The following is a 25242-nucleotide window of genomic DNA, read 5'->3' as shown; positions in this document are numbered from 1 at the left end:
TTTTTATTAAGCACTTAGTGCTTCTGATATATGAACTTCTAAGTCAGCAGGGGATGTTGTCGGTGAAAAACGTTGAATAGGCTTGCCTGTTTTATCTACAATAAACTTTGTGAAATTCCACTTGATATTTTTACCGAAGACGCCTTTTTTGGTATCAATAAGATACTGAAATAATGGTTCAATATTATCGCCTTTTACATTCACTTTACTCATTAATGGAAAGCTAACATCGTAGTTAAGTGTGCAAAATTTGGTTATTTCTTCCATATCACCTGGTTCTTGTTCACCAAATTGATTACAAGGAAAGCCAAGTACCACCAGTCCCTTATCCTGATATTTTCTGTGTAAGGCTTCTAAACCTTTGTATTGTGGAGTAAAACCGCACTTAGAGGCGGTATTAACAATCAGCAATACTTTCCCTTCAAATTGATTTAATGGTAAATCATTACCAGAAGCATCTTTTACCGAATAGTGATACACACTCATGGATCTTCCTTATTAACAAAGTTGCACTGTTCATTTTACATAAGTTTGTCTAAAGTTTAAGTTATAACAAGATGTTAAGCCAAATAATAGTAGGGGAATTTATGTTAACGCAAACTCAGCCAGAGCTATTGAATCGACAACTGGCAGAAATCGCCATCGAGCATTTCAAACAATTAAATATTATGGTTGAATTGGGCCCTAATCAGCGGCAATTAGTGGGGCAACTTGGGAATATTGTTTTGTGCCCAAGTTTATCGCCGAATCCTAATGACAATCTCACTTTACCTGAAAATTATAATCAAAGTGAATGGGTGTTGTTTGCATGGAATACCATGAATAAAAGAGTGTTCTTTATGATGGTTGAAACATCAAAAATCATCCCTAAATCGAGTTTAACTCGGCACGAGATTACTTTGTTACGAGACCAAAAATTATCAAAGGTTATGGCTTTAAACTAACCCCACAATCAATAACTAAAGAACTTCCTTCTATTGACTCCAGCAAGATTACTATTAATTTTGTTGGGGTGTTTATACTCATCCCAAGCAGCGACCCTTAAGCCTTGATTGTATACCGAAAATCCATCGCTGATAAAATCTAACCCTAAAAAGTGACTGAGCTTTTGAGCCCCATGGGGGGCCTCTATGTCGATACTGATAAAGTTGTTATGGTCTTTAAAATAATTCAACACTTGCTGTTGATGTTTTTGGTAGCAATTTTTCAAATAGCACTGATCACTTATATCAATGTTATTTAGATCACCAAAAACTTTCGTAAAAGCACGCTTCATTATCGGATGAAACTTGCCTTCTGGTGCTAAATGAGGCTGCATTTTAGCCAATAGCATAGTAATTGAAGGCAGCCAAGTTTCAATATTTCTATTCAAATAGACAAACCTAGCATCAGCGAAGATCTTATGTAATGACTGGTAGTCACTAAAGCATGGTGCGTCGCTTATGGCATCAGCCGCATAAAAACAATCTTGAGTAAATCCCATATGCGCAACATTAAGGCCAGCTTCAAGTAAAAATATACTTACGCTAGTGGTGCCGGTTCGAGGTAGCCCGATAATAATTATTTTTTTCAAATATTTACAACTCTTCATATAAAGAAGTAACCACCATAAAAGGTGAACTTCTAGTAATTTTGGCGACATTTTAAATGATTTATAGGCTTTGTGAACGATTTTTACGTTATTTAACAACTGCTTTTTTTGTAAAATTTACACTGTGTAATTTTATTTGTGAAATTTTATTGAAAAATTAATTAGGGTTAAGTCATAGGCAAGAAACAAGGAAACACTATGACTTTAGCCGCCACCAAACAGTTACAGTTTAATAGCCAGTTAGTGCAATTCATTGATGAGCAGGTATTGCCGTTTACCAAACTCAATCCAACCGCATTTTGGGATGGTTTTGCACAGATTGTAGAGAAACACAGCCCTCGAAATATTGAACTGCTGCAAAAAAGAGACCTATTGCAACACGCCATCAATGAATACTTCAAAAATGGTGGTAGTGTTGAAATTGAAGCACAGCAGCAATTTTTAACCAAGATTGGTTATATTGAACCTGAGTGCGAAAATTTCACGATTAACACCAGTAATGTCGATCCGGAACTCGCGAGCATTGCCGGCCCACAATTAGTGGTCCCCATTAGTAACGCTCGTTTTGCCCTGAATGCGGCTAACGCCCGTTGGGGAAGTTTGTTTGATGCTTTATATGGAACAGATGTTATTGAAGGTCAAAAAGATGGCACTTATAACCCTGAACGCGGTAGTCAAGTTATTGATTACGCAAAAGCATTCTTAGATAACTATTTCCCTCTCTATAAGGGATCCCATAAAGATGTGATCGAGTATCGGGTTTATTATCGACATTTACTTGCCACCCTAAAAGGGGGGGAGGTGGTTGCACTTAAGGATGCCAGCCAATTTATAGGTCAGTCAGAGCAAGTGGGCCAAGGTTTTAGCCTGTTTTTCAAACGCAATGGTTTGCACATGGAAATGTGCATCGATAAACAAGGCAATATAGGTAAGACAGATAGGGCGGGCCTCAACGATATTAACCTGGAATCGGCTATCTCAACCATTATGGATTTTGAGGATTCAGTAGCCTGTGTTGACAGTGAAGACAAAATTGCCGCCTACAAAAACTGGTTAGGGTTAAACCTAGGCACCCTTACCGATACCTTTAATAAGGGTGATGAAATTATTACCCGTAGGCAAAATTCTGATAAAACCTACCTAGATACCAGAGGTAACGAACAAACTTTAAAAGGTCGAGCACTGATGATGGTGCGTAATGTTGGTCACCTAATGACAACAGACTTAGTGATCAAAGAAAATGGTCAGCAAGCCCCCGAAGGAATTGTTGATGCGGTGATCACCAGCCTTATTGGCAGCATTGGTATTACTAACCAAAACGTTTGTAAACATATTAATTCTGCCACTGATTCTATCTACATTGTAAAGCCGAAAATGCATGGTTCAGAGGAAGTGGCATTTACCTGTGCGGTGTTGGCTGATGTAGAAAGGCTGCTTGGCTTGGCAGCTAACACCATTAAAGTTGGCATTATGGATGAAGAACGCCGTACCTCGCTAAACCTTAAAAACTGTATTGAACGGGCAAAAGAGCGTGTGGTGTTTATCAATACCGGATTTTTAGACAGAACCGGCGATGAAATCCATACCAGCCACTTCGCCGGCAGTTACGCGGTAAAAGGTGAACTTAAGCAGCTGTGGAATAGCTGCTATGAAAATAATAACGTCAATATCGGTCTACAAACGGGTTTCTCTGGCAGAGCACAAATAGGTAAAGGTATGTGGCCTATGCCCGATGAGATGGCGGCGATGATGGCGCAAAAACTCAGTCACCCTCAATCCGGCGCTACCACCGCCTGGGTGCCATCACCCACCGCGGCTACCCTACATGCCATGCATTATCAAATGCATGATGTATTTGCAGGCCATAAACAATTTAGTTGCAATACCGATCCTTTAGGCATGTTAAGCCTGCCGCTGTTGGACAATAACTTATCGAGCCAACAAATTGCCGATGAGTTACAAAACAATATACAAGGTATTTTAGGTTATGTGGTGCGCTGGGTAGATCAGGGAGTAGGTTGTTCAAAGGTTCCAGATATTAATAATGTGGGCCTAATGGAAGACCGAGCGACCTTAAGAATATCTAGTTGTCATATCAATAATTGGTTAACCCATGGTTTAGTTACCGCTGAACAAGTTGAAACCACCATTGTTGAGATGGCTAAAGTGGTTGATCAGCAGAACAGCCATGATAGTCAATACCGTTCTCTACTGAGAAATAACCTGAATAATCCAGCCCTGAACTGCTCGAGGGATCTTATTTTCCTATCCCACAAACAGCCTTCAGGCTATACCGAACCATTATTACATCACTACCGTAAACTAGCTAAACTACAGCAATCACAAGGAGTATCCGCATGAGCTACCGTTTAAACATTGATGCCAACCAAGCACACCTTAACCAGGCACCATATATTAGTCATAATATTAACCCTGAATACGTGGCACGTATGCAACTGCAAAACCGTTTTCGTACTGGTTTAGACATTGCAAAATATACGGCAAAAATCATGCGAGCAGACATGGCTGCCTATGATAACGATCCGAGTCAATACACTCAGTCACTTGGCTGCTGGCATGGCTTTATTGGTCAACAAAAAATGATTTCAGTGAAGAAGCATTTTGAAAACACTAAAGGTCGTTACCTATACCTATCAGGTTGGATGGTGGCGGCCATGCGCAGTGAGTTTGGGCCATTACCAGACCAATCCATGCATGAGAAAACCTCAGTACCAGCATTAATTGCTGAGCTGTATGACTTTTTAAAACAAGCCGATGCCCGCGAACTGAACCATTTATACCAAGCGTTAGATAACTGTGAAGATAAGGGCTCGATTGAAGCGCAAAATATTCTTAAGCAGATTGACAACTTCCAAACCCATGTGGTGCCAATAATTGCTGATATTGACGCCGGTTTTGGTAACGAAGAAGCGACATATTTATTAGCGAAAAAGATGATTGAGGCAGGGGCCTGCTGCATTCAAATTGAAAACCAAGTATCTGACGCTAAGCAATGTGGCCACCAGGATGGTAAGGTAACCGTACCCCACGAAGACTTTTTAGCGAAAATTAACGCGGTACGTTATGCCTTCTTAGAGTTAGGGGTTGAAGATGGTGTGATTGTGGCCCGTACCGATTCATTAGGTGCAGGACTTACTCAAAAGATCCCTGTATCCCAAACTCCAGGTGATTTAGCCGAGCAATACAATGAGTTTATTGACGGTACTCCAGTGACTAGTCTTGAAGACATTGAAATGGGCGACATGGTTATTCGCCAAAAAGGTGGCATTATTAAACCAATCAGACTGCCAAATGCGCTAGTACGCTTTAAAGCGAACACGGGTGAAGACCGTGTGGTACTTGACTGTATTACCTCACTGCAGCAGGGTGCAGACCTATTGTGGATTGAAACCGAGAAGCCGCACATTGCCCAAATTAAAGCCATGGTTGACCGTATCCGCGAAGTAGTTCCAAATGCTAAGTTGGTGTACAACAACTCGCCATCATTTAACTGGACGCTGAACTTCCGTCAGCAAACCTTTGATGCTTGGTCAGAAGCGGGCAAAGACGTATCAGCCTACGACCGTGAGAAGTTAATGAATGCCATTTACGATGATAGCGAGTTAGCATTAGAAGCAGACGAACGTATTCGTAACTTCCAACGTGATGCGGCGGCCCAGGCGGGTATTTTCCATCATCTCATTACACTACCAACCTACCACACAGCGGCATTGTCTACGGATAACCTTGCTAAAGATTACTTTAGTGAAATGGGCATGCTCGCTTATGTTAAAGGGGTACAACGAAAAGAAATTCGCCAAGGCCTTGCCTGTGTGAAGCACCAAGATATGTCAGGCTCTAACATTGGTGACGACCACAAAACCTACTTTAGCGGTGACAATGCCCTTAAAGCTGGTGGAGCAGCCAATACCATGAACCAGTTTGGCTAACCTTTATCGAAACTATACCTAATCAAGCGCTGCCATTTGCCAGCGCTTTTTTGTTTTAAAAATAATTTTAATGTCAGCAATAGTGTTAAAGCTCCATTAATAAGATCCAGCCATTGTTTTTATTCTTAACCAAGTACTTAGAATAGTAACTGGCTATGGTTGCTTATTTTATGATTTAATAATTAAGGCTAAAAAACAAGCAATGCTAGATAGGTTTATGATCATGAATTTGAGTTTTAATACTGAAGACGCAAGTCAGGTGACTGTTGGCGCTTTCGCATTGGCAGTGCCGATTTCATTCTCAGAAGAGGCGTGGAGACTTGGCGAAGTGCTCCCCCTAGGCAACCTTATTCTGCTTTTTATTCTGTCGGTTATTTTCCTAGGAATTTTCGCCTATCAGAATGTTTTTCAGGGAAACATCAAGTATCGAGTGCCTGTGTTCTTAAGTCGCATTATTATCGCTTATGTCATTGCCGCACTTGTGGTGGCTTTGGTATTGTTCGCTTTGGATAAGTTTCCGTTATTTGATGAGCCAGTAACGGCATTAAAACGATTAGTCGTGATCACAATGCCTGCCTCAATGGGCGCAATAATCGTCGATAGTTTTGATAAAGAATAACGGTTAATAGTAACGATAAGATACATTTAACCAATAAGTTTTCGGGCAATGATGTGACTGTTAATGGCCTGTAATATTACAACAGGTTAGTTAATTACACAGTATTGCAAACCACCTCAACCATATCGCTATTTTTCACCATTAGAACTAAAAAAGTTAGCCGTGACCGCTAGCAAGCCTGACAAATAAGTTCCTCATTCAGTGGTTAAACAACTTGATCGTCATTTTCTTGCGGTTGTAGCAACTCACTACCATACTTCACTTGATGTAAATACTTAAATAGTTAAATTAATATGATCTCTTATCTTTATGGTTGACAATAATAAGCAATTTGAACAGATCTTTTTTGAAGAGATGAGTGAGCATCTCCAAGAAATGGAATCATTATTATTAGATACCGATAATCAAAGGGATAATATCGAATTATTAGATGCACTTTTTAGAGCTGCGCATTCAATTAAAGGTGGTTCAGCCATATTCGGTTTTGATGACATAGCAACCGTCACCCACACTTTAGAGCATTTCCTATCATCCATTAAAAACAAAAAAATTAAGATCAATCAAGCTATGATTGAATTGCTGCTGCAGGCTAAGGATATCTTACAGTCATTAAAGCAGGCCCATCAGAATGACGCTTCGGGCAACGTCAGTGAAAACAAAATTAACACTCTTTGCGATTCACTGCGTCAGTTTTTTGCTAATGAAGAGCCAACTAATGAAATTATTAACCATGACTTTGCTGCCATTAATATTCTTATTGTTGAAGATAGTGCGGTTAATCAGAAATTGGCCACACATATTTTAAAAAAGATAGGGATCAAAAATTATGCCCTTGCAGAGAATGGCCAAGTTGCACTCGCGAGCCTGCAAGATGCGCAACAGCAACCTTTCGATATTATTTTATTAGACTGTCATATGCCGGTGTTAAATGGTTATCAAACAAGTATGGCAATTCGTAATGGTGAAGCCGGAGAGGCCGTTAAAACAATCCCCATTATTGCCATGACTGCCATGATAGGGGAGCAAGAAAAACAAAAATGTTTAGATGCAGGCATGGATGATTACCTGGTCAAACCGATGAAAGTGGAGACGGCAAAGCAAAAAATATGGCATTGGTATGGCCAATCCAAACAACCAGAGTCGTTATTATCCTCAATTGAACATGGCGATAGCAGTCAAGTAAACCTACCCAGCAAGGATAGCCCTGTCTTCAAAGTTCAAGAAAGTACTTCTATTAGAGTAAGTACCCATAAAATAGATGAATTAATTAATCAGGTTGGCGAGCTGATCATTACCCAATCAATGTTACAGAATCTTATCGTTGATCTTGGGCTGGATAACCATGAATTGCTAACAAGCAGAATACATCAACTTGAGGGCAATACACGGGAATTACAAGCTTCAGTCATGTCAGTAAGAATGATGCCCATTGGCACTTTATTTAAACGATTTCCTCGTGTGGTGAGGGATTTAAGCCAATCAATGAACAAACAAATAAATTTAATAATTGAAGGTGAAGATACCGAGTTGGATAAGGGCTTGCTGGAAAAACTGGTTGACCCACTTACCCATTTAGTCAGAAATAGTATCGATCATGGCATAGAGATGCCAGAGCAACGACAAACCCTTGCAAAAAGTGAACAAGGCATAATTAAACTGATCGCAATGTACCGTGGTGGTGATGTCGTCATCAACATAGAAGATGATGGAGCGGGAATCGATCCTAGAAAAATACTCGATAAAGCACAGAAGCTTGGTTTATCAATACCAGAGAGTCAGCAAGAACAAGATATTTTTCAGCTTATATTTTCTCCAGGATTCTCAACTGCTGAGTCTGTCACCGAAGTTTCTGGCCGTGGAGTAGGGATGGACGTAGTTAAACGCAATATTACTGCGCTAGGTGGACGAATAGAAATCAGCTCAATAATCAATAAAGGAACGACAATTTCCATTCGAATGCCCCTAACATTAGCCATTATCGAGGGCATGTCTGTGGCCGTAGGGGAGCAGACTTACATCATACCATTGACTTATATTATCGAATCATTACAACCAAATAGCACCGAAATTAAACAATTAAATAGCCACCATTCGTTGATAAAAGTACAGGGTAGTTATGTTCCAATCTTAAGACTGGATCGCTTTTTTAACATTGAGTCACAATATAGTAAGCCACAAGATGGCATCATAGTATTACTCGAGCATGGCGATCAGATGGTTGCTTTGTTGGTTGACAGGTTGCTCGGACAACAACAAATTGTCGTTAAAAACATAGTGGATAACTATAAGAAATTACCATGTATTTCCGGGGCGACTATAATGGGTGATGGTCGGGTATCTCTGATATTAGATGTCGCCGATTTGGTAAAAACAGCAAAATGCTGACCATCAATTATGCTTAGTACTTTAAAGAAACATGGGACACAAGCTTGACGCATCTAACCGATAAGCAATATTTCATTGCAGAACAGACAACTAATATGAATGAGTACCTAACTTTCTGGTTAGGTACTGAATATTATGGAATCGATATTTTAACTGTTCAAGAAATTCGCACTTATGGCTATGTCACCACCATTCCTAACCTCCCTCAACATATCAAAGGTGTCATGAATTTAAGAGGTTTAATCATTCCTATCATTGATATGCGACTTAAATTTGGCATGACAAATATTACTTATAATGACATGACTGTCGTGATCATTATTAAGGTTTATGACAAAACCATTGGTATTGTTGTCGATGCCGTTGAGGATGTTGTCCATTTACAACCAGCACAGATCCAGCCCCCGCCAAGCCTTCACGCAGTCTTAAATATCGAATATATAGAAGGGTTAGTCTCTTTAGATAAACTGATGCTGGTTATTTTAAATATCACTCAATTGATAGCCAATGAAGAAATAAAAGCGTTAGAACCGGTAGTTAACGACGGCGACACAATCAAACCAGAGGTCTAATAGGCAAAAACATTATGAGTAATGAGAGTAAAGAATATATATTATCTGAAAATGAATTGTTAATTTGTACTACTGATTTGACAGGAAAAATCATTTCTGCGAATGATGGATTTATAAGAGTGTCAGGTTTTTCAGAAGCAGAAATATTGGGCAGTCAACTCAATATTTTACGCCACCCAGATATCCCTGCGGCCATTTATGAAGACTTTTCCAGGCAAATAGCAGCTGGCTACTCCTGGTCAGGAATTGTCAAAGACAAACTAAAAAATGGCGGTTACTGTTGGGTAAAAACGGATATTACCCCATTTTATGAAAACGGCATTCAAACTGGCTACATAGCGGTACGATCTGCACCAAATGCTATCGACCTACAGAAGGCAAAATTGGATTACCGTCTCCTTAGTGAATCCCAAGATAATCGCTACATCGTTAAAAGAGGTAAAGTTGTTCGTAATAAAGTGTCGTGGATACCAGAATTGTCAATAAAGCAGAAGTTATTTGCGATGGTTGCAATTGGGACAATTTCTCTGTTGTCGGTTTTAGCCGTTGGCATTCATGGGGCTTATAAGGAAATGCAAGGAATTGAACAACTGCATCAAGTACATATCAAAATGTACGCCAAGCTGATTGATTCTCAGAGGATTTGGATAGACAGCAAGCACCGCTTAGAAAAACTAAAAATGACTTCCGATATTGGCGCAAAAATGGTTGAAGTCAGTAAAATTAAAGAAAACAATCTTAAACTTGTAGAACTTGATAGTATTCTCAATGAGCTTATCAATAATCATCATACTAAGCTCGACTCAAGTTATCGCGCCTTTTTCAGGAGCAATAAAAACCTTTTACAAAACTTCAGCTCAAATGTAACGGAACAATTAGCAGACATTCCTAAACAAATTTTTTCAGAAGCGACTTTAACTTCCTTTGTTGATATCTCAAAAAAACAAATAGATGACTTGCTTATTGAACTCGAGACGACGCTCGCTGCTAACCTTCAGAGTTCCGATAAGATTATTGCGGATAGTAAATTTATTTATATTTCAGATGTGATGATTTCTGTTTCATTGACGTTGTTTTTTATCGTCATTTATCTGTCGGTTGCCTACTTGTTTTCTAAGGATATTAATCATCGCCTCAACGATATCAAAAACTACTTTTTTAGGTTAGTTAGGCAAGATTACCTTTTTGATGTAACAATCAATAATGATGATGAAATTTCAGATGTTCTACAGTCCTTAAAGTCAATGAAGGTGTTGTTGGCATACAACATGGAAAATGTGAAGCAACAAGCCATCTCAGCAACTCAAATTAAAATTGCTTTGGATAATGTAAGTACTTGTATGATGATCCAAAACAATCAAGGTAATGTTATATATGTAAACCCTTCACTCATTTCAACATTTAGTCGTTTTCAAAAAGATTTTAGCACAGCCGATCCTGAGTTCAATTCAGAGCAGATTGTTGGCTTTAATATGAAACAATTGCTGTTAAAGCTCAGCCAAGATAAAGATATTTTTAAGTCTAAAGCGCAAAAAGAAGCCGTCGAATTACAATTAGATATAGGCTCGCGTCAATTCAGCCTCAATATTAATACGGTTATTGATACCCATGGACACCACATTGGCTATATAACAGAATGGAATGATCGTACTCAAGAGTTCAGCATTGAATCAGAGATCCAATCGGTGATTCAAGCGGCAGCAAAAGGGGACTTTAGTAAAAGAATGTCCATCTCAGGTAACAACAAATTCTTTAATATGCTTTCCGAAAACTTAAACAGTGTTTTAGAGGTTAATGAGACCTGTTTGAAAGATGTTGCGTCGGTATTGTCATCCCTTGCTGAAGGGGATTTGACAGTACAAGTATATAATAAATATTCTGGTGCGTTTGGTGAATTGATGGAAAGCACTAATTTAACGGTTAATCGACTCAAAGAAATGATTTTGCAGATTCAGCTTTCCGCCGACACCATTAATACGGCGGCAAAAGAGATAGCCATTGGCAATATCGATTTAGCTAAGAGAACTGAAAAACAAGCTCGCAGCTTAGAGGTTACGTCATCAAGTGTGGAACAACTCAGTGTAACAGTAAAACAAAATTCAGAACATTCCATCAATGCAAATAATTTAGCGAAACAAACCGCCAAAAATGCCCTAAATGGTGGCGAAATCGTTAAGCATGTTGTTGAAAACATGTCAGAAATAAATTCAAGTTCACAAGAGATCATAAACATTATTTCAGTGATTGATAGTATTGCATTCCAAACCAATATATTAGCCCTCAATGCTGCAGTAGAAGCCGCTAGGGCCGGTGAGCAAGGACGCGGATTTGCGGTAGTGGCGACCGAAGTCAGAAACTTAGCGCAGCGTTCTGCAACGGCAGCCAAAGAGATCAAGGAACTGATCAATTCATCTGTAGATAAAATTGAGTCAGGTGTGACGTTAGCTGGACAAGCAGGGCAATCAATCACCACAGTTGTAACGGCGATTCAATCTGTGGCGGCCTTAATTGAGGAAATATCGAATGCATCCATTGAACAAAGTGAGGCGATTGAACAAGTCAGTCATGCAATGTTAGATGTTGATGATGTAACCCAGCAAAACTCTGCCTTAGTAGAGGAGGGAGCCGCAGCGGCAAGTTCACTAGAAGAACAAGTGGCTAATTTGGCAAGTTACACAAGCGCTTTTGATACCGGTCACACTAGCGGCGTTAATGCGCAAATCGCTGCTCAACCCCATCAACAGCCAAAACTTTCAAGTTCAGATATTTATGATAATGATTGGTCAGAATTTTAATGCCTACCATTGATCATAGGCATTTTAGTGACAAGGAATTTCTAAGAGTCAAGGAGTTACTCCTGGCAAATACCGGTATCACTTTAAATAACAGTAAGAAAAACCTAGTTTATAATCGTTTAGTTACTCGCTTGCGAGCAACCAAAATCGACGATTTTACAACTTATATAAATCTTGTTAGCGATACTAATTCTTCTGAAATGCCTTATTTTATTAATGCATTAACAACAAATCTTACTTACTTTTATCGAGAGCAATATCATTTTGAAATGTTGCGTGCTCAGTTAATTGCAATGATTAGAGCGAAACAACTCGATTATCCCATTCGAGTTTGGTCTGCTGGCTGTTCCTCCGGTGAGGAAGCTTACACCATTGCGATAGAAATGATTGAGTTGTTTGGCAGCTTGCATCCGCCAATAAAAATTTTAGCAACAGACATTAATGTTGAAGCACTTAAAAATGCCGTTAAAGGGATATATCGACTTGAGCAACTTGAAAGGTTAACTATTGAACAAAAGGACCGTTACTTTATTTATCATAAACTCGATAATAGTTATCAAATTAGAGAGGAAGTTAAATCGCTGGTGCAATTCAATTATCTTAATTTAATCGATAAAGCTTGGCCGTTGACACGGAGCTTTGATGTCATATTTTGTCGTAATGTCCTCATTTACTTTGATAAAGTCACACAACAAGCGATCACTTTGCATTTAGCCAAATATTTAAAAAAAGGTGGTTTCTTGTTTTTAGGACACTCAGAAAGTTACCACAAAAACAATGATGATCACACTCATGAAGCTCTACAGTTAGTAAAAAGAACAATGTACATTAAACATTAGCAATAGTAGCAACTGGTATGAGATATCATGGCTTCACCACACTTAAACCGTAATTGAATAACATGAAAATCAAAGTTTTAATTGTCGATGCTTCGGTCAGTGTGTGTCACGCAATGAGAGCTATTATTAACAGTCAAAATGATCTGCAAGTGGTGGGTTTTGCCCAGGATCCTTATCAGGCTCGAACCTTAATAAAATCCCATAAACCCGATGTGTTAGTATTATCCATCGAATTGCCCAAAATGGATGGGATGAGTTTTTTAAGAAAAATAATGACACTTAGGCCAATGCCAGTAATTATTTTTTCTAAGCTTTTGGCTGTGCAACCTGCACTAGTAAAAAAAGCAAAGGATATCGGGGCTTTTGCCTGTCTTGAAAAGCCCCAGACAGAGGCAGAAATAGCTAAAGTCGCTCCTTTATTAATCAAGTATATTCACAGAAGCTACTTTCGTTTTAATCATCAAGAGGTGGCTGAGCATCCCTTAGGCATTAAGTCCGAACCAATGATTACCATTGCTCACAAGATTATCGCTATCGGTGCCTCCACAGGGGGGACCGAAGCGTTAACAACATTGTTACAGATGATGCCAGTAGATTGTCCTGCAATTGTTATCGTTCAGCATATGCCTTTTGGGTTTACAAAATCCTTCGCTTCACGATTACAATCACAATGTCAAATAGAGGTCTGCGAAGCCAATCATAATCAACTTTTAAAAAAAGGTACGGCTTATATCGCTCCAGGTGATAAACACCTTATCATACAGAAACGTTCGGGCTGTTTTTACACTATTTTAAGTGAGGAAGCCCCTTTAAATAAACATCGACCATCCATTGATTTGCTTTTTGATTCTGTGGCTGAACATGCTAGACACAATAGTATAGGAGTGATTTTAACAGGTATGGGAAAAGATGGCGCTAATGGGTTATTAGCTATGAAGCAAGCAGGGGCTAAGACCATTATCCAAGATGAACAAACCAGCGTTATCTATGGCATGCCTTTTGCGGCTAAGAAACTCGGCGCTGCTGATTATGAACTTGCCTTAAATCGAATTGCGCCGACATTGATTCAATTAGTTAAAAAATAAACCATCCCATTATCGGATTCTGCATTAACCTGCATATTACCCAAAACGAACATATAAGAAGTGGTTACAGCCCAAATAGACGAGTGGAAGTGTTTTTTTACAGTGATGCTGTTTTGATTTTATTAAACTAGAGAATAATTTATTGTTTATCGCAAGTGAGTTGGTTAAGGTATTGTTAAGATTAACTGTTATAAATCTCTAATGCATAGAATTGTATATTTGTTTTTGTTTTTGTTTGCCATTGATGGGCGAGCGTCTAACACTTCAATCGAAGAGCTGTATCAGCAAGGCATTGCCTTTCAGCGTGCTCAACTCTACAGCAAAGCAAAGAATGTTTATACTGAAGTTATCGACCAATCTGATAGGCAATCAAATCATCAACTTCACATCAATGCTTTATTGAGTCGAGCTTACATCGATTATCTAATGTCCACGGATCAAGCGCTGTACTGCCCGGATAGAAAGAAAGCGTTAGATATTGCCCAAAAACACAATATTTTATTAATTAAAGCCACTAATCAGTACCTCTATTGTTTAAATACTATCAGTGATATTGAGTATGGCACTAACCTAATCGAAACTGCTCTGCAACAAACCCTTGCTACGGAACAGCCAGATCTGGAACAATTAGCCATTTTTTATAATGCCGTTGGTGGTTTTTATTACAGTCATAAACTGTATAAGAAAAGTTATGACTTTCTTAATAAATCCTATGGGTTATGGCTACAGCAGGATGCTTTATCTGGGCAGTTCAATAGTCTGCATTTTTTAATTAGTAATACTATTGAGCTTCATAATTGGGAATTAGCCGATTTACATTTACAGCATATGCAAAACCTTGTAGATAAGGACCCTGTTGGTGATTTTGCGTTTTTTTATGAACTTAACCGAGGTCGAGTTTATTACGCGCAAAAAGACTTTCAAAATGCAATCAGTCGTCTTCAAAAAGCACTGAAAATAAGTGATACCACAGCGGAAAAACGCTGGGTTAATGTCGCTTATTTTATGCTTTTAAAGTCATTTAGTCTAACTGAACAAACATTCGAGTTCGAACGTACATTAGAACAATGGCAACAAAGTGATATTTATTCTCCTTCGCAACAGGAACAGCTGGAAATTGATTTCATCAACTATCTTACTGGGCAAGGTGAGCATCTTAAGTTTTATTACCAGAGACTTGAACAATTACAATCTAATCATCGACAAGAACGTGATGCTGTAGAGTTAAACCAGAACAATACTCAGGTCAAAGCGCTTATGAGTCTAGAGCGTCAATTAAGTCGTGCCATAGCTAAGTCTGATGACAATGAAAGCAAATATATATTGGCCTTATACACTGGTATCACGTTATCTATCCTATTGCTATTGAGCATTTTTTGGTTCTTAATTCAATCAAGGGCTAATTTCAAATTTAAAGCTCAGACTGATTATTTAACAGGGATAGCTAATCGCCGTTATTTAATGGAACGAGGGATCCAACTTTGGGGGCAATTGCAGAATAAAAAGCAAAACGCTGGTGTACTTATTATCGATATTGATAATTTTAAGAAAATTAATGATGGCTTAGGGCATGACATTGGTGATTCAGTGTTGAGGAAAGTGGCTTTAATATGTCAACAATGCTTGTCGACCGAGAGTATTCTTGGACGTTTTGGGGGAGAAGAATTTATTGTTATCCTACCGGATTTTAATTTAGCTCAGAGCCAATCTGTTGCTCGCCAATTGCTCCGTGAAATAGCTAATTCTAAACTTGAGGGACTTGAAATCTCTCCTAAAGTTACAGCAAGTATTGGAATTTGTGTAGAAAATTGCAGTCAGATTAGCTTTGACACCGCGATAAAGCGAGCGGATATTGCTTTACTGGATGCTAAATCTAGCGGTAAGAACCGCTTTGTTGTATTCCAACCTTCACAAGCGACGGGATTTTATGTGAATAATTAGTGCAATTTATACAACCATATGTCCGCAGGATTATTACAATAATTAATCTGGGTCAGTATTTACTTAATCAACTGTTCATAAGGAAGAATTTCAAAATGAATAAGACCTCAATTTTTTTTGCTTTACTACTTGGTTCCAGTCTGGCTTTTGCCACCGAAAATGTTCAATTAAATGTAGAAGTAAAGAAAACACAAACGGCGACTCAAATTGAGATCACTAAAAACGGTAAGTTACAGGTGATTAAATTAGCCAATGATGAACTTCATAATCCACAAATGCTTGGTAAGATCATGCAAAAGCTAGATCCTGATGCCCAAAAGGTGGTTCAAGATTTGGTAGACAATATTGAGAGTCACTCTGTAGCTGCAGGTGAAAAGAAAGTAAAAATAATATCCCTTGACTCAGAGAATACCCATCAGTGGCATGAAAAGGGAGCTGATAGTACAGATTTAATCATCCGCCTTATCAAGGATTCAAATCTAAATGAACAGCAAAAAGCTAGAATTCAAGCAGCATTAGATGCTCAATAAGTGATTTATAGATGTTTAAGGCCGCGATAGCGGCTTTTTTTTGTAGGAAATAAAATGACAACAGAACATGGATTAGACAAAACTCTTAGCACTTTAGATACATTAGCTCTGGCTTTCGGTGCCATGATTGGCTGGTCTTGGGTTGCGTTAATGGGGGATATCTTAGCTAAAGGAGGAAGCATAGGTGCGGTTATTGGCACGCTAATTATAGGGGTTGTAATTCTAGTCATTGGTTTTATATACGCTGAATTAGCCAGTGCCATGCCAAGTGTTGGCGGCGAACATGTTTATGCAAAACGAGCACTTGGTGTAAACGGTGGTTTCATTTGTACTTGGGCGATTATATTTGTTTACGTGGCGGTATGTGCTTTTGAAGCAGTGGCTCTGCCAAGTGTGATGCAAAACCTGTTTCCGAATTTAGGATCAAATCCAGTTTATAGCGTGGCGGGCTCCCAAGTATCCATGGATATGGTACTCATCGGCAGTGGTGCCAGCCTAGTGATAATGGGGTTAAATATTATCGGTGTGCGTATGGCAGCATTTATCCAGACCATTGTGGTGGGAGTCATTTTGTTGGCTGGGGCAATGCTTATTGTCGGTATTGGGCAAGTTGGACAAATACAAAACATGCAACCATTGTTTGTTAATGGTGGCATTGGTATTTTAGCGACAATGGCTATTATGCCTTTTTTGATGACTGGGTTTGATGTGATCCCACAGACTGCAGAAGAAATTAATTTGCCCCCTCGAAAGATTGGAATTTTGCTGGTTAGCTCTATAGCATTTGCGATTTCCTGGTACGTACTTATTGAATTGAGTGTCGCGTTGATTTTAACGCCAGAGGCGAGGGCAGAAGCCCCGATTACAACTGTGCAAGCTGCTAAGCAGGCGTTTGGGGATTCAGCCGCTAGCATGGTATTAATCGCTGGTATCGCCGGTATATTAACCAGTTGGAATGGTTTTATGATAGGGGGCTCAAGGGCTATTTTTGCTATGGCCAATGATGGCATGTTGCCTAAATGGTTTGCTAAAGTGCACCCTAAATACAATACACCTGTGAACGCCTTATTGTTTATTGGAGTGTTAGTGACGCTGGCGCCATTTCTAGGGAAGAGGGCACTCATATGGTTTGTGGATGGCGGTTCTTTTAGTCTGATGATTGCCTATGCGCTAGTGTGTTTGTCTTTTGTAAAACTAAGAATTAACGAGCCCGATATGCCACGTCCTTTTAAAGTCAAAGGTGGAGTAGGGCTTGGCTACTTTGGTTTTATTGCCGCAACTATTATTGGCAGCTTTTACCTGCCGAATATGCCGGCAGCGCTTGTATGGCAAGAGTGGTTATTAGTTATTGCTTGGTTTTTATTTGGCTATATTTGTTATTTAACAATGCCTAGACGTAAAGTTTATCGTTAACTTTTATCATTCTATTTTGTTATCTATGTTAATGCCGATAAGTATCATTATCGGCATTAAAACTTAACTGGATTACCGCAGCCAATGTCATCTAATAGTAAATTTATTGTGACTATCTTCCTTATTTTTGCTCCCTTAATCGAGAGTCTAAGCCCAGGGGTTTTTGGTATTCAGAATTTTGATTCGCCTAAAACAATGGCACATATTGGTATTATTGTTTTTTGGGTTAAAGGTGTTATGGTGGTTTTAGGTTGCTATCTTTTATCTGGGATGGGATCGAACAAACGACTTTTCAAAGCAAAGCTCCTCAATACCTTAAGTCAGGGCAAGCTTTGGCGCCTAAGCTGAGCTATGCCCATCAGCAGTTTAATGTTGAGCAACTGCAAATTTATGTGAACACAATCGATCCAAGTGCCATGGCCGCTGCATATCACTATGTCCATTTAAAATGTGATAAGCCATTTAACCGCTTTGAACTCATCAAACTTGGTAAAGTCGACTGGGCCTATGAGTACCGTTTCTATGTAAACGGCAATAAGCTGGTTATGCATAATGATCATAATAACCAAACCCACGCCGAATTTTCATTGAAAGATCTGTCTTGTCGTTAATCGCTTGAGTTAGCCATCATAGTTACATTCAACCATCTAAACGTACGTGAATTCTGTAAGGTAATCACCACCAAAGCATGGTAGATTTTACGTACAAGCGCGTAATAAACACAACTTTGCCTGGCTTAGAAGTCATTAAGGATTATGGACTATGGTTTTACTTATCTACAGTTGTGCGCACAATATATATTATGTTAAATAGGGTTTTACATAATGGTTTGAACATTTAAAGCTATCAATCCTATTTACCTTGCAATTGTACTCTTATTTAATCAGACCCTAGTACTTTGAGTTTGTTGCCAGCCTGCCTAAAAAGTACCTACCTCATAATCAGATTAGTTTAGTTGGTGACGATCGTCATCCGTCATTAACCCTGCCCTGGTTTTACGCAATGGTATATCTATGCCATTATAATAAAAGATAAACTACTGGGTTCATGCCATGGTGAAGCATATTATTGCTGTATTAAGTCTTTTTTTTAGCTCAATATCAATTGCTGTCGAAGGCTATAAAGATATTTACATAGATAGAGAACAAGATATTGTCATTCATGGGATCCTGTGTGGCCCAGATATTAATAATCTAAAAACATTCAAACCCTCTTATGTTTTTACTAACACGACCACGATTTCAAAAGGCACTTATTACTATGACTCCCCCCATGGTAACTACTCTTTAACCTTTAACCCGACCCAGAATTCATCAGTCATGGGACGAGGCTTATTAAAGCAAGGACAAACCAAAAAGGAGCAAATGCTTAAGCATATATGCATAGTGTCTAAATTAGCTGGCCTCCCAAGTGCTATTAACAACCAACTTAACCAAATAACACTGTCGGCAGAGGATCCTAATTGGGATGAAACCATGGCCAAGTATACTTTTGTGTCGGGCAAGCCTGCTTATGGTGCTGGCGTCTACCAAAATCAAAGAACGACGGCAAAATTTGACCAAGCCGATAAAGCTGTATTTGAAGCGAACCAAGCTTACCTAAAAGAAATGGAAAAGATATTCAGCCATGAATCCAGTTTAATAGCTAAAAAGTTACCACTTAAACTGCAACAAGCCATTGAGTATGCCCATGAGAATGATGGGCGTTTTGAAGGTAAAACGTACCCTGCCATAAAAGAACCTGCTGTTTGGACTCCAACTTCTAAAGAGCGTTACAACGATCTGAATCGCTTACGCAGACAAACAATGGATTGGGATAAGGTCACCCAACTCAACTTCGATTGGTTTTTTGGTTTAGTGGGTAAAGATAATAAGTTAATGTCGACACAACTTTTGCCAAGCTCTAAGGTACGCTGGAATGTCCATACACTTGAACAGTTAACAACAGTAAAAGCGTCATTTGAAAATGGTAAATCATTGGAATTAGACTTTTTAATCACTTCCAGCAAAGTTAACCCTGAAGTGTTTGATAATATGGAAACGATTAAAAAGAAAGCGCTTTTAGTTCGTAATAACCCTATTGTGTCTTCCAGAGAGCCTAGGAAACCAGTATCGCTACCGAACTCAGACAGTATTGATGTTTACAGCCCCACAGACAAAATATCCATCTTTTTTTCGCCATTTAGAGACAAAGCTTTAGGTGATACTTACCGTTATAAGTAAAAAATTAATGAATATATTTTTATAAGCTTTTGCGTTTAACCAATGCTCAACGTTTAATCTGGCTGATTATTTAGTGCAAATTGCTTTAGTTGTTCTATTTTTGCTCGGTATTGGTAAAGCTTTACTGCGTTTTTATATACCCTGTCGCAATTGAGATCTTTTGCTTGATGCTTCTCATACGCTGCCGTTAACTCTACTAACCTTTGGATGATGTATTTCATCTCATTCGTTATTTGCTGTAACTGTTGTCGCTGCGGATAAATATTCGGGTTTAAGCTTTGTTGTTGTTTAAGTAGCGGTTTAATCTCACTAAACTTTCGCTCTGCTACTAATGTTGCAGCATATTTATCGCCTGCTGCGGCAGCCATTTCAAACCAATGCACAGCCTCTGCTAATGATTGCTCAGCTGAAATCCCCACAAGATACATTTTGGCTACTTGCCCCATTGCGGCTGCGTCTCCTTGTTTTGCTAGTCTTAATTGCTCTTCAAACCTCCTATTAAATTGGTATGGATTAGTCTCATTAGCATCAACGTTTTGTACCTGCTCAGATGTTTTTGATTTTAAAATATCTGCCTGTAATGCCCAATAATCAGACTTTGCCAAGTCCTGGGCAACATATTTCCCCTGTTGGTACATGTGAGATAATAATAACATGTCTGTAATGGTCATTTCAGCTCTCACTAGGGGTTTGAGTTCGAGCTGTTCTGGCTGCTCACAAGATAGTGCCTCTGCCTCATTATTTAGCAATATTGCTATTACAAGGCTTAAAAATATAAGCTTAAATTTAAGTAAATGCTTCATTGGGTAACCCTCTGTTATCATCCTAATTTTAGTTCTGGGCGATTACTTTTAATAACTCATTAAAATCCTTTGGATTGGAGTTATAAGGCAAATGGTCGGCTGGTATTATATGAGTTTGCCAATTTAATCCCTTAGCCCTTTGATAAGCCTTATAATAATCATCTAGTTGTGGTTTATTGATGTGCTCGACGGTTAAAATAAAATGGCTTGGCTTAAATTGAGGTCTAGGGGGATTCAGTTTAATTGGCTCTAGGTATGTCGCCAAAGGATGTGGGTTGTCCTTTGGATAAGTTTGCTCTGTTTTAACCCAAGTGGGGACTAAATAGTCCCCTTGGATTAAACCTTCAAACTGTTTTGCGCGTGGGCCTAATAAGGCCATAAAACTGTCGTTATTAAATGGAATATGACCATCTACTACGACTAATTTAGCAATGCTGCTTGGCCTTTGTTCGGCAACAGCAGTCACCACCATACCACCATAGCTATGGCCAACCAGAACAACATTATAAAGTCCCTTAGAATCGAGCAATCTGACAATATCATTAATGTGTTCGGTTAAGTTAATATCAGCGCGTAACTGTTCTCTATGTTCGCCTAGACCAGATAAACTTGGGGTAAAGACCTCAAAACCTTGTTGGCGTAAATGGTTCGCTGTGCTGTCCCACACCCAACCGCCACTGAAGGTGCCATGGACGAGCACAAACGTAGGTTTAGCAATACAGTTAAGTAAATCTCTTGTTGGAATATGACTTAAGGAACAGCCATTTTCAGATAAAACCCTGTCCCTATTGAGCCCTTGGTAGAGGTACTTTGCGCCACTGACGACTGCCCTATTAACTAATTTTAAGCTCAATTCATTGTAGTATTCTGGGTTAACATCAATCTGCAAGTTCTCAGGACAATTCAGGCTAATTTCACCAAACTGATCCCTATTGCAGGGGTAATGCCCAAAGCCAGTGACTTTACTCACGGCAGTTGGCCAAATCACCTGCCAGGTTAACTGGCATAGTTCAGCTTCATTACTGCATATTGGCTGTTTGATCTGTTCAAGAGTAAAGTTTTGGTTTTCTACTAATAGCTTATTCGCGGTTGTTGCCTTTGTAAGTTCATCGCAATCAATGGCTTGGCTGATTACTGGCAATTGTTGGTAGTCAAAGTTATCAAAATCGACTAAGCCTTTCGGGTGAAAGATGGGGATCGCATGGGCTGGAACGGTTAAGTCTTGTAAGTAATGTAATCCTGCGCCTAAAAACGTGGCTTTTTCTTCAATGGTTCCCACTCTTAAAGCAGCAAAATTTAAGTATGAATACCATTGATTGAATGTGGTGCTGTGGACCATCTTGCCATATAAGCTATGCCCTATGGTTTTAGGCTTGGTCTGTTCAGGGGTTATAGGTTTTGGAAAGTGCCAAAGAATGGCTTTATTGAATAAAGTATCTTGCTGTTTATTTGCCAATACCAGTGAATCGATTGCTGCAGAAGTAAAATTACTGGGTAATAAATGGCATTGTTTTAGCAAAGCGACGGAAGCTTCGGTTAATTGCCCATGGTTCGCTGGCGAATAGGCGTATAAATTCAGCGGGGCTATCACCATAAGCGCCATTAGTGCCTTTAATTTAAGATTAAACAGATTCATACAAGGCGAACTCTATGGCTTGCTTGGCGTGAATCTCAGTGGTATCAAACAAGGGAATACTGGTATCCGCTTGTTGCACTAATAGCCCTATTTCAGTACAACCTAAAATAACCCCTTGAGCGCCCTGCTGCTGCATCTCATTAATAATATTAAGGTAGATTTGTTTTGATTTAAGGCTAATTTGGCCTAAACAGAGCTCATCGTAAATCACTCTATTCACTTCATTGACTTGACGGTTACTAGGGATCACAACCTCTATTCCATGGTCGATGATGACCTGCTTGTAAAAGTCCTGCTCCATGGTATAGCGAGTGCCTAACAGAGCAACAGTCGTTATCCCCTTCTGTTTCAGTGCTCTGGCTGTAGCCTCTGCAATATGTAACAAAGGAATATTGATGGCTTGGGACACTTCTGGTGCGACCTTGTGCATGGTATTGGTGGCGATTAACAGAAAATCAGCACCGGCATTTTGCAGTGACACCGCCGCTTTGGATAATATAACTGCCGCCTGTTGCCACTCTCCTTTGGCTTGCAGGGCTTCAATTTCAGCAAAATCAACAGAATTTATTATCACTTTAGCGCTATGCAAGCCTCCTAAGCGTTGTTTAATTCCTTTATTGATTAGCTGGTAATAACTCATCGTTGATTCCCAGCTCATGCCACCGATGATCCCTATGGTTTTCATTGTTCGCATTCCTTTGCTTTGATTAACTGTTTACCTTTAACCCTTTACCAGTAACTTGCATCCATTAATGGCTCAATGCAAGTAGATTGCCCGCCGATAGTGGGTATTTGGCTACCATCTAAGGTTTGTGCAATCCAACCAAATGGCATACTTAGTGGCTGTGGCGCTGGAATTTGTTCAGTGGTTACGGCTTGAAAACCCACTTTACCATAGTAGTTAGGATCGCCATAGGTCACTAATAGTTCAATACCTTGCTGTTTCAGCTCGTTTTTAGCAAACTCAATTAATTGCCGTCCAAGCCCTTGCCTTTGATAACTGCTCGAAACCGCCACAGGGGATAATAATTTTGCTTTGATCCCAGAGGCGGTAAACATCAGGCTTGATAAATTGATCGCGGCAATAATGGTGTCACCTGCGGTAGCAATATAACATTGCAATTGCTCATTTGAGCATTGCGCAAATTGTTTCGTTACCAATGCATTAATCGCTTCGCCAGCATCCTTTCCCTCAGAGTTGCTAAAGGTATCTGTAAATAGAGATATGATTTCTTGGGTTTGTTGTGGTTGATAAGCTTTAAATAAAATGGTCATGGTGTTCTCTTTTTAATATTATCTAATTGTAAAACATTCCTTAGGTTTAGAAAAATAACTACTTTTACCCTTTGTGTTTCATAACTTAACCAAATTACTTTTATTGCTATCACTTCTTAATTGTATTCATACAATCAATCTGAAGATAAAAATAAAAGGATGGTGATAATGACGTTCTCTTCTATAACAAAAGCCAGTCTTGCGCTTATGGTTGCCTCGGCACTGTCAGCCTGCAATCAAACCGCAGCCCCAAGCCCTGAAGCTAAACAAGCCAGTCAAAGCCAAACCAAACAAGCAAGTTTTGAAGTTTCTAAAATCTCCCGTTTTGTTAATGATACTTCAGGTTCTTCCTCTATTGCTGTTGCGGATAAGCATGCATATATCACCTATACGGATAGCGCCGACTACCTTGGTAAGATAGTGAAGGTTAATATTGAAACGGGTGAAGTTGAGCGTTCAGAGCAAACTTTTTTCACCATCGGAGATGGCGACCGCAGCCATAATGATTCGGCAATGGCGATTGATGGCGATGGCTTCGTACACGTCTGGATTGGCATGCATAATCACCAAATGCGTTATTACCGCTCCAATGCTCCATACTCAATAGAATCGTTTACTAACCTCAGTAACAGTAACACTTGGGCTAGCTACGATGACACTTATAATGATTGGCAATACATACCCACTCCAGCAGATGGGAATAAAACTTATTATAGCCATATCAAAAAAGATCAAAATAAAAACTCAGACATCCGTTTGTATTCATACCCTCATGCAGTCTCGCTGGCCAATGGTGATATTGCCATAATTTTGCGTCGAGCCGGTATCGACCTTAACGGCGTTAATGGCTCTATTCGAGATATTAATTTTAACGAAAAACAAGACTTTTATTATTACGATCATAAATTGAAAACGTGGACTGAATATGAGTTGTTACAGCAGCAAGGTAAAAACGCTTATATGAGTAAGCTCTATGCAGACAAAGATTCTAATGTTCACATTGTCACAGCTTGGTCTCAGCTGCATCGTGGTGGCAATACCTTCCAGCGGGGCACGTATTTAAAGTTTAACAGTCAAAATAAAACATTCCACCGTGCCGATGGTAAGCAAGTGGACTACCCACTTGCTGCAGATGACCCTCAAATGGATCATTTTTATGAATGGTCAGGCACCTGGGGAGATAAAACCTCAGAAATCCAAACTCCCCAAGTCACCCTCAATAGTGATGGCTACCCGGTGGTTACTTACCCTTATAATATTAATGGTTTTAGCCAAAATAACCCGCTATGGGTGCTACGAGTTTCCCATTTTAACGGCGAGAAATGGGTCAGTACCAACGGCTTAGACTCACTTCGTAACTATAATCGTCCACCTCTAACCAATACCTCAGGCATGATAAATATTTTCTCAGCTGATTTGCAAAAGAATGTCACCATACACCAATCAAAAGATGGAGGTAAAACGTTCGACCAATTTAAACTTGGCAAAGAGCGCTACCCTTTTCATGCCATTCAGGTGGATGCAACAACTGATGTATTTCTGAGTCTCAATACTCTTTACAAGGTGGTTTACTGAGATAGGCAGTG

The 25242-nt window shown here is 39.3% G+C and carries 21 protein-coding genes; 15 read left to right on the top strand and 6 right to left on the bottom strand.

Annotation, left to right across the window (positions count from 1 at the left end):
* Positions 1–6: 6 nt before the first annotated feature.
* Positions 7–486: a glutathione peroxidase gene (locus tag GFB48_RS04475; protein ID WP_163931737.1), complete on the bottom strand. Its 480-nt coding sequence runs from the start codon at positions 484–486 to the stop codon at positions 7–9.
* A gap of 101 nt (positions 487–587) precedes the next feature.
* Here GFB48_RS04475 and GFB48_RS04470 point away from each other — a divergent pair, with 101 nt between their 5' ends.
* Positions 588–944, top strand: a complete 357-nt coding sequence (locus GFB48_RS04470) for a hypothetical protein (RefSeq protein ID WP_163931734.1) — start codon at positions 588–590, stop codon at positions 942–944.
* Between the two features lie 8 nt (positions 945–952).
* Here the strand turns inward: GFB48_RS04470 and GFB48_RS04465 are convergent, their stop codons facing one another.
* On the bottom strand, positions 953–1573 hold the full coding sequence (locus GFB48_RS04465) for a sulfotransferase (RefSeq protein ID WP_163931731.1): 621 nt from the start codon (positions 1571–1573) through the stop codon (positions 953–955).
* A 216-nt stretch (positions 1574–1789) separates the two neighbouring features.
* Here GFB48_RS04465 and GFB48_RS04460 point away from each other — a divergent pair, with 216 nt between their 5' ends.
* The 13 genes from GFB48_RS04460 (at position 1790) to GFB48_RS04400 (ending at position 19942) form a co-directional block, all read left to right on the top strand.
* Positions 1790–3952, top strand: coding sequence for a malate synthase G (locus GFB48_RS04460; protein ID WP_163931728.1), 2163 nt, complete (start codon positions 1790–1792; stop codon positions 3950–3952).
* Complete coding sequence (locus tag GFB48_RS04455; protein ID WP_163931725.1) at positions 3949–5541, top strand: isocitrate lyase; 1593 nt, start codon at positions 3949–3951, stop codon at positions 5539–5541. Before GFB48_RS04460 ends, GFB48_RS04455 begins: the two co-directional genes overlap by 4 nt.
* 223 nt (positions 5542–5764) lie before the next feature.
* Positions 5765–6160, top strand: coding sequence for a DUF2391 family protein (locus GFB48_RS04450; protein ID WP_163931722.1), 396 nt, complete (start codon positions 5765–5767; stop codon positions 6158–6160).
* 309 nt (positions 6161–6469) lie between these two features.
* Positions 6470–8545: a chemotaxis protein CheA gene (locus GFB48_RS04445; protein ID WP_163931719.1), complete on the top strand. Its 2076-nt coding sequence runs from the start codon at positions 6470–6472 to the stop codon at positions 8543–8545.
* Between the two features lie 44 nt (positions 8546–8589).
* Positions 8590–9117 (top strand): chemotaxis protein CheW, encoded by a 528-nt coding sequence (locus GFB48_RS04440; protein ID WP_240464825.1) that lies wholly within the window; start codon positions 8590–8592, stop codon positions 9115–9117.
* 14 nt (positions 9118–9131) lie between these two features.
* Entirely contained in the window at positions 9132–11912 is a 2781-nt protein-coding gene (locus GFB48_RS04435; protein WP_163931716.1) for a methyl-accepting chemotaxis protein, read from the top strand.
* Positions 11912–12751, top strand: a complete 840-nt coding sequence (locus tag GFB48_RS04430) for a protein-glutamate O-methyltransferase CheR (RefSeq protein WP_163931713.1) — start codon at positions 11912–11914, stop codon at positions 12749–12751. Before GFB48_RS04435 ends, GFB48_RS04430 begins: the two co-directional genes overlap by 1 nt.
* 62 nt (positions 12752–12813) lie before the next feature.
* The gene (locus tag GFB48_RS04425) at positions 12814–13836 is read left to right on the top strand and encodes a chemotaxis response regulator protein-glutamate methylesterase (RefSeq protein WP_163931710.1); all 1023 of its coding nucleotides are present in this window, start codon (positions 12814–12816) and stop codon (positions 13834–13836) included.
* A 201-nt stretch (positions 13837–14037) separates the two neighbouring features.
* Complete coding sequence (locus GFB48_RS04420; protein ID WP_163931707.1) at positions 14038–15777, top strand: diguanylate cyclase; 1740 nt, start codon at positions 14038–14040, stop codon at positions 15775–15777.
* A 95-nt stretch (positions 15778–15872) separates the two neighbouring features.
* Positions 15873–16307 (top strand): hypothetical protein, encoded by a 435-nt coding sequence (locus GFB48_RS04415; RefSeq protein ID WP_163931704.1) that lies wholly within the window; start codon positions 15873–15875, stop codon positions 16305–16307.
* A 54-nt stretch (positions 16308–16361) separates the two neighbouring features.
* Positions 16362–17720 carry an APC family permease gene (locus GFB48_RS04410; RefSeq protein ID WP_163931701.1) on the top strand — a complete coding sequence of 453 codons (1359 nt, stop codon included), beginning with the start codon at positions 16362–16364 and terminating at the stop codon, positions 17718–17720.
* A gap of 251 nt (positions 17721–17971) precedes the next feature.
* Positions 17972–18331: a hypothetical protein gene (locus GFB48_RS04405; protein WP_163931698.1), complete on the top strand. Its 360-nt coding sequence runs from the start codon at positions 17972–17974 to the stop codon at positions 18329–18331.
* A gap of 441 nt (positions 18332–18772) precedes the next feature.
* Positions 18773–19942 carry a hypothetical protein gene (locus GFB48_RS04400; protein ID WP_163931696.1) on the top strand — a complete coding sequence of 390 codons (1170 nt, stop codon included), beginning with the start codon at positions 18773–18775 and terminating at the stop codon, positions 19940–19942.
* A gap of 53 nt (positions 19943–19995) precedes the next feature.
* On the opposite strand, the gene GFB48_RS04395 is transcribed toward GFB48_RS04400, so the two are convergent.
* From GFB48_RS04395 to GFB48_RS04380, 4 genes are read right to left on the bottom strand one after another with little or no spacing between them, the layout of a single operon-like run.
* Entirely contained in the window at positions 19996–20745 is a 750-nt protein-coding gene (locus GFB48_RS04395) for a sel1 repeat family protein (RefSeq protein WP_163931693.1), read from the bottom strand.
* Between the two features lie 28 nt (positions 20746–20773).
* Positions 20774–22381 (bottom strand): alpha/beta fold hydrolase, encoded by a 1608-nt coding sequence (locus tag GFB48_RS04390; RefSeq protein ID WP_163931690.1) that lies wholly within the window; start codon positions 22379–22381, stop codon positions 20774–20776.
* Positions 22368–23066 (bottom strand): aspartate/glutamate racemase family protein, encoded by a 699-nt coding sequence (locus GFB48_RS04385; RefSeq protein WP_163931686.1) that lies wholly within the window; start codon positions 23064–23066, stop codon positions 22368–22370. Before GFB48_RS04385 ends, GFB48_RS04390 begins: the two co-directional genes overlap by 14 nt.
* A 44-nt stretch (positions 23067–23110) precedes the next feature.
* Positions 23111–23656: a GNAT family N-acetyltransferase gene (locus tag GFB48_RS04380; protein WP_163931683.1), complete on the bottom strand. Its 546-nt coding sequence runs from the start codon at positions 23654–23656 to the stop codon at positions 23111–23113.
* A gap of 168 nt (positions 23657–23824) precedes the next feature.
* On the opposite strand from GFB48_RS04380, the gene GFB48_RS04375 reads away from it, so the two are divergent.
* Entirely contained in the window at positions 23825–25231 is a 1407-nt protein-coding gene (locus GFB48_RS04375) for a BNR-4 repeat-containing protein (protein WP_163931680.1), read from the top strand.
* Positions 25232–25242: the final 11 nt, after the last annotated feature.

The organism is Paraferrimonas sp. SM1919 (assembly GCF_010993985.1).
GTDB lineage: Bacteria > Pseudomonadota > Gammaproteobacteria > Enterobacterales > Shewanellaceae > SM1919.
The sequence above is the reverse complement of the archived record's forward strand: the minus strand, read 5'-3'. Positions and strand labels throughout refer to the sequence as shown.

Bases quoted from the DNA above. Each gene is read 5' to 3' on its own strand.
- GFB48_RS04430 (WP_163931713.1), top strand. From the start codon at position 11,912: ATGCCTACCATTGATCATAGGCATTTTAGTGACAAGGAATTTCTAAGA.
- GFB48_RS04390 (WP_163931690.1), bottom strand. From the start codon at position 22,381: ATGAATCTGTTTAATCTTAAATTAAAGGCACTAATGGCGCTTATGGTG.
- GFB48_RS04375 (WP_163931680.1), top strand. From the start codon at position 23,825: ATGACGTTCTCTTCTATAACAAAAGCCAGTCTTGCGCTTATGGTTGCC.
- GFB48_RS04380 (WP_163931683.1), bottom strand. From the start codon at position 23,656: ATGACCATTTTATTTAAAGCTTATCAACCACAACAAACCCAAGAAATC.
- GFB48_RS04450 (WP_163931722.1), top strand. From the start codon at position 5,765: ATGAATTTGAGTTTTAATACTGAAGACGCAAGTCAGGTGACTGTTGGC.
- GFB48_RS04415 (WP_163931704.1), top strand. From the start codon at position 15,873: ATGAATAAGACCTCAATTTTTTTTGCTTTACTACTTGGTTCCAGTCTG.
- GFB48_RS04460 (WP_163931728.1), top strand. From the start codon at position 1,790: ATGACTTTAGCCGCCACCAAACAGTTACAGTTTAATAGCCAGTTAGTG.
- GFB48_RS04475 (WP_163931737.1), bottom strand. From the start codon at position 486: ATGAGTGTGTATCACTATTCGGTAAAAGATGCTTCTGGTAATGATTTA.
- GFB48_RS04385 (WP_163931686.1), bottom strand. From the start codon at position 23,066: ATGAAAACCATAGGGATCATCGGTGGCATGAGCTGGGAATCAACGATG.
- GFB48_RS04420 (WP_163931707.1), top strand. From the start codon at position 14,038: ATGCATAGAATTGTATATTTGTTTTTGTTTTTGTTTGCCATTGATGGG.
- GFB48_RS04445 (WP_163931719.1), top strand. From the start codon at position 6,470: ATGGTTGACAATAATAAGCAATTTGAACAGATCTTTTTTGAAGAGATG.
- GFB48_RS04455 (WP_163931725.1), top strand. From the start codon at position 3,949: ATGAGCTACCGTTTAAACATTGATGCCAACCAAGCACACCTTAACCAG.
- GFB48_RS04400 (WP_163931696.1), top strand. From the start codon at position 18,773: ATGGTGAAGCATATTATTGCTGTATTAAGTCTTTTTTTTAGCTCAATA.
- GFB48_RS04435 (WP_163931716.1), top strand. From the start codon at position 9,132: ATGAGTAATGAGAGTAAAGAATATATATTATCTGAAAATGAATTGTTA.
- GFB48_RS04395 (WP_163931693.1), bottom strand. From the start codon at position 20,745: ATGAAGCATTTACTTAAATTTAAGCTTATATTTTTAAGCCTTGTAATA.
- GFB48_RS04470 (WP_163931734.1), top strand. From the start codon at position 588: ATGTTAACGCAAACTCAGCCAGAGCTATTGAATCGACAACTGGCAGAA.
- GFB48_RS04410 (WP_163931701.1), top strand. From the start codon at position 16,362: ATGACAACAGAACATGGATTAGACAAAACTCTTAGCACTTTAGATACA.
- GFB48_RS04425 (WP_163931710.1), top strand. From the start codon at position 12,814: ATGAAAATCAAAGTTTTAATTGTCGATGCTTCGGTCAGTGTGTGTCAC.